This is a genomic window from Ilumatobacter sp., from assembly GCF_049588435.1.
Classification (GTDB): domain Bacteria; phylum Actinomycetota; class Acidimicrobiia; order Acidimicrobiales; family Ilumatobacteraceae; genus Ilumatobacter_A.
This window is the reverse complement of record NZ_JBAVYV010000066.1, coordinates 1-4,574: the sequence shown is the minus strand read 5'-3', so window position 1 is coordinate 4,574 and position 4,574 is coordinate 1. Positions and strand designations below refer to the sequence as shown.

Genomic DNA, 4,574 nt, shown 5'->3' with positions numbered 1-4,574 from the left:
CGGCATGCTCGCGTAGCCGCCGACGCTCACCACGACGCGCGGCCTGAGCTCGCGCAGCAATGCCATCGCCGCCCGGCGGGCCTTGAGCATCTTGGGCACGAAGCCGAGGTTGCGGCGGCTGAGCGAGCGCTGGAATCCGACGACGTCGAAGAACGTGTGCGTGAACGGTGTCTCGGGGAGCAGGGTGGTCTCGATCCCCCGGGTGCACCCGACGTAGTGGATGTCCGCGGGCGCGTGTCCTGCAGCGGTCAACGCTTCGGCGACCGCCAGTGCCGGGAGCACGTGGCCCGCGGTACCGCCACCGGTGACGACGGCGAACACGTTCAGGACACCGCCCGTCGGTTCGCCCGCTTCCGAGACGTCGCCGTCCGCTTGGACGCCCTTCGGCTGGACGTGGACCGGGTCGCCGTGTCCGGGGTCGACGCGACCGGAGTCGGCGGCCGATCACCGACGCGCCGAGCGACGCTCAGGAGGAGCCCGGCCGCGAGCATGGACACGAAGAGCGAGCTTCCCCCAGCGGAGAAGAAGGGAAGCGTCAGACCGGTGACGGGCATCAACCCGGTGACACCACCGAGGTTCACGATGGCCTGCACGCCGAACCACGACGCGATTCCGCCGGCGACAAGCATTCCGAACCGGTCCGACGACGCCAGCGCGGTCTGCACTCCGAAGAGCACGAGCAGCGCGAACCCGCCGATCACGGCAGCGGCGCCGAGCAGGCCGAGTTCGTCGGCGATGATCGCGAAGATGAAGTCGCTGTGTGCGTATGGCAGGTACCCGAGCTTGGTGTTGCTGCCACCGATGCCCGAGCCGCTGATTCCGCCGTCGGCCATGCTCACGAATCCCTGGTACGTCTGCCAGGCGAGGTGATCCTTGTTCCCGGTCACGTCGAGGAACGCCGTGAATCGGTCGATCCGGATCTGACTCGACATCACGAAGAAGACGCCGACCGCCGTCGAGACCGACCCCATCAGGGCGAGCGGTGCGAACGGGACCCCAGCGATCCATCCGATGGAGAAGACGATGCCGCCGAGCACGATCGCGGAACCGAGGTCGCCCTGCAGCATGCACAGCCCCGCGCCGACCGCACCGATCGCAGCGAGCGGCATGAGGGTCTTCCGCCGGTGGTTCATCAACTTGTCACGACGGGCCAGCAGGTCCGCTGCCAGGATCACGACGAAGAGTTTCAAGAACTCCGAGGGCTGCACGCTGAACGGCCCCAGCCGGACCCAGGCGCGTGCTCCGTTGATGCTCCCGCCGATCGCGGGTGTGAACGGGGCCAGCATCGCGATCACTCCGAGCAGGGCGAGCGGAACCGCGATTCGGCGCCAGACGCCGTAGTCGATGCGGGCGAGCAGCAACATGCCGAGCAGTCCCAGGCCAGCCCACATCGACTGACGGAGGAAGACACCGTACGGAGAGTTGCCGAGGCTCGCTTCGGTGTACGCGGACGCCGAGAGCACCATCACCAACCCGAGCATGACGAACACGAGGACCACGGCGAGGATGCCGTACCACACGCCGGTCGGAGGCCCGAGCGGCGGTCGTGTCTCCGTCGGAGCCGACGACGATCGCAGCAGTGCGCGCGCCCTCGACCAACGTGGCGGGCGCGCACCGCGCGGGAGTGGCGGCGCGCCCGTCATCCGCTCGATCGTCGCTCGACGCCGGTCCTGGACCGAAGTGGTCGATGCCATCAGGTGTCTCCTCGTGTCGGTGCCAGTTCTCGGAAGTGATCCCCACGCGCTTCGAACGACCGGTATTGGTCGAGGCTGGCGCAGCCCGGTGACAGCAGGACGGTGTCGCCGGGTTGCGCAAGCCCCGCAGCGCGTTCGACCGCGTCGGGGAGGAATTCGGTCGTCACGACGGTCGGCACACCGGCGAACGCCGCCGCGACCGAATCCCGGGTCTCCCCGATCGCGATGACCGCCTTCAGCCGCTCCGGCTCGACCGCCATCTCGGCGAGATCGACGTGCTTGTCCTTGCCCCCGGCGATGAGCACGATGCGATCGAACGCGTGGATGGCGACGGCGGCGGCGTGCGGTGTGGTCGCCTTCGAGTCGTTGTACCACTCGACCCCACCGTGCGCGCCGAGGCGCTCGAGGCGATGGGCCGGCCCCGAGAAGTCGGCGAGTGCACGCTGGATCGCGTCCGTGTCGGCGAGGCCCGTCTCCAGGACCAGGGCCGACGCGGCCAGGGCGTTCGTGATGTCGTGGGGAAGGCTTCGACGCATCGAGCCCGTCGCAGCGATCTCCCCCGCCGGACCGACGAGCCGATCGTGCTCGAGGCGGTAGACGCCACCGGGACCGAAGGTGAGGTGGCGTCCGGGAGCATCGTCGAGTTTGCCCATCACTGCGGACGAAGCGGTGAATGCGATCGCGGCGTCGTCAGCGCGCTGAGCGGCCCAGATGCGCGCCTTCGCAGCGGAATAGGAATCCATCGACTCATGCCAGTTGAGGTGGTCCGGCGCGAGGTTCAACCACACGGCCGCGGCGCACCGGAAGTCGCGGGTCCACGCCAGGCGAAAGCTGGTGCACTCCACGACGAAGGCATCGTGGTCGTCGTCGATCGCATCGACGAGCGGGGTGTCGGTGTTCCCGGCATCGATCGTCGACAGCCCGGCCGCGCGCAACATCTCGACCGTCATCAAGGTCGTCGTGGTCTTTCCGTCGGTCCCGGTGACGCCGAGCATCGGCCGGGGACCCCCGTCGCGCTGCTGTTCCCAGCGATACGCCAACTCGATCTCGGAGACGATCTCGGTTCCGGTCGCCCGCGCGGCTGCGATGACCCGGTGCGTCTCGGGCACCCCCGGCGCCGGGCACAACAGGTCGCACCCCGCGAGGATGCCGCGCAGGGCCGCTTCGTCGGGCGAGTCGAGCAGGTCGACACCCATGTCCCGCGCGAGTTCCATCCGCTCGGGCGTGATCGTGTCGTCGCCGACGATCACCTCGACATCGCGCCGCAGGAGTGCGCGTGCAGTCGAGGCGCCGGCGACCGCGAGACCATAGACCAGCGCGCGCATCAGGCCGAGAGGCTGGAGAAGTCGGCGATGAAGATCCCCAGGGCGAGGCCGACCGAGATGGCGGCGATGAGCCAGAAGCGGATGATGACCGTGGTCTCGGGCCAGCCGATCAGCTCGAAGTGGTGGTGGATCGGTGACATCCGGAAGAGACGCCGGGTCCGACCGGACAGTTTGAACACGCCCATCTGGAGTGCGACCGATCCGGCCTCCATCACGTTGATCGCACAGAACAGCAGGATCAGGAGGCTGGTGTTGGTGGTCAACGCGAGGAAGGCGAGCGCCGATCCGATCGCGAGTGCACCCACGTCACCCATGAAGATCCGTGCCGGCGCCGCGTTCCACCACAGGAAGCCGAGGCAGCCACCTGCAAACGCGGCGGCGAACACACCGAGATCGAGTGGGTTGACGACCGACGGATAGAGATCGGCGTTGCGGAACGCGAGGTACGAGATGATGACGTAGGCGCCGAATCCCATGAGCGCCGACCCGGCCGCGAGGCCGTCGAGACCGTCGGTGACGTTGACGGCGTTGGTCGTCGCCCAGATGATCGCACCCGCCCAGAGGATCCAGACGAACGTCGGGATCTCGAATCCGAACTCCTCGGCGCGGGTGATCGAGATCGTCTCGGAGATGCCGGTCCCGACCACGAGCCACCACGCCATGCCGAAGCTCGCGAGCATCGTGATGTAGTTCTTCTGCTTCCAGAAGATGCCGCGGTTGTGGCGTTTCCGGACCTTGATGAAGTCGTCGAGGAAACCCATCGCGGCCATGAACAGCACGCCGACCCACATGATCACGGACTGCGTGGCAAAGGGCAGGTCGGGGCGCGCGTGGACCACGAGCCACCCGATCAGGGCTGCTCCGACGATCGCCAGACCGCCCATCGTCGGGGTGCCCTGCTTGGCCATGTGGTGCTCGGGACCGAGGTCCTCCTTGCCGAGGATCGGTTGACCCTGCCCACGGCTCCGGAAGAACGTGATCAGCCAGCGGGTGCCGAACAATGAAACAAGTGTCGATACAGCGCCTGCGAGGAGGATGGAGATCACGGGGTGCCCTTCAGTTCGTCGTGGACCACACGGCGGTCGTCGAATTCGATCGTCTCGGATCCGAGGTCCTGAGTCGTTTCGTGGCCCTTGCCGGCGATCACCACGACGTCACCCGTCTCGGCGATGGACACGGCGTGGCCGATCGCGGATCGCCGATCGGCGATCGCGACCACGCGGGCACGGTACTCGGGCGCAACGCCCGCCAACACGTCGTCGATGATCGCGTCGGGATCCTCGCCGCGGGGGTTGTCCGACGTCGCGATCGCCACATCTGCGAGGCGCGAGGCGATCTCCCCCATGACCGGACGCTTCTCGCGGTCGCGTCGTCCCGCACAGCCGAAGACGGCGATCGTGCGCGCATCGGCGATGTCCCGGGCGGCGGTGAGCAGCACGTCCAGCCCGTCGGGGGTGTGTGCGTAGTCGACGACGACGGAGATCCCGCGGGCGGTCGTCTCCGCTGTCTCGACCAGTTCGAAACGCCCCGGAACGGTGCCGACGTCGGCGAGACC

At 67.9% G+C, this 4,574-nt stretch carries 5 protein-coding genes; all 5 read right to left on the bottom strand.

What is annotated here, in order from left to right:
- Positions 1-321: UDP-N-acetylglucosamine--N-acetylmuramyl-(pentapeptide) pyrophosphoryl-undecaprenol N-acetylglucosamine transferase (locus WBV89_RS02305; protein ID WP_423979725.1), on the bottom strand; the 321-nt coding region annotated here is incomplete at its 3' end.
- Between the two features lie 2 nt (positions 322-323).
- Positions 324-1,694: an FtsW/RodA/SpoVE family cell cycle protein gene (locus tag WBV89_RS02300; protein ID WP_423979724.1), complete on the bottom strand. Its 1,371-nt coding sequence runs from the start codon at positions 1,692-1,694 to the stop codon at positions 324-326.
- The gene (gene murD, locus WBV89_RS02295; protein ID WP_423979723.1) at positions 1,694-3,019 is read right to left on the bottom strand and encodes a UDP-N-acetylmuramoyl-L-alanine--D-glutamate ligase; all 1,326 of its coding nucleotides are present in this window, start codon (positions 3,017-3,019) and stop codon (positions 1,694-1,696) included. The genes WBV89_RS02300 and murD overlap by 1 nt, the downstream gene beginning before the upstream one ends.
- Entirely contained in the window at positions 3,019-4,065 is a 1,047-nt protein-coding gene (gene mraY, locus WBV89_RS02290; RefSeq protein ID WP_423979722.1) for a phospho-N-acetylmuramoyl-pentapeptide-transferase, read from the bottom strand. Before mraY ends, murD begins: the two co-directional genes overlap by 1 nt.
- Positions 4,062-4,574, bottom strand: a 513-nt coding sequence (locus WBV89_RS02285; RefSeq protein WP_423979721.1) for a glutamate ligase domain-containing protein, incomplete at its 5' end; no start/stop codon positions are given. The genes mraY and WBV89_RS02285, both read right to left, overlap by 4 nt.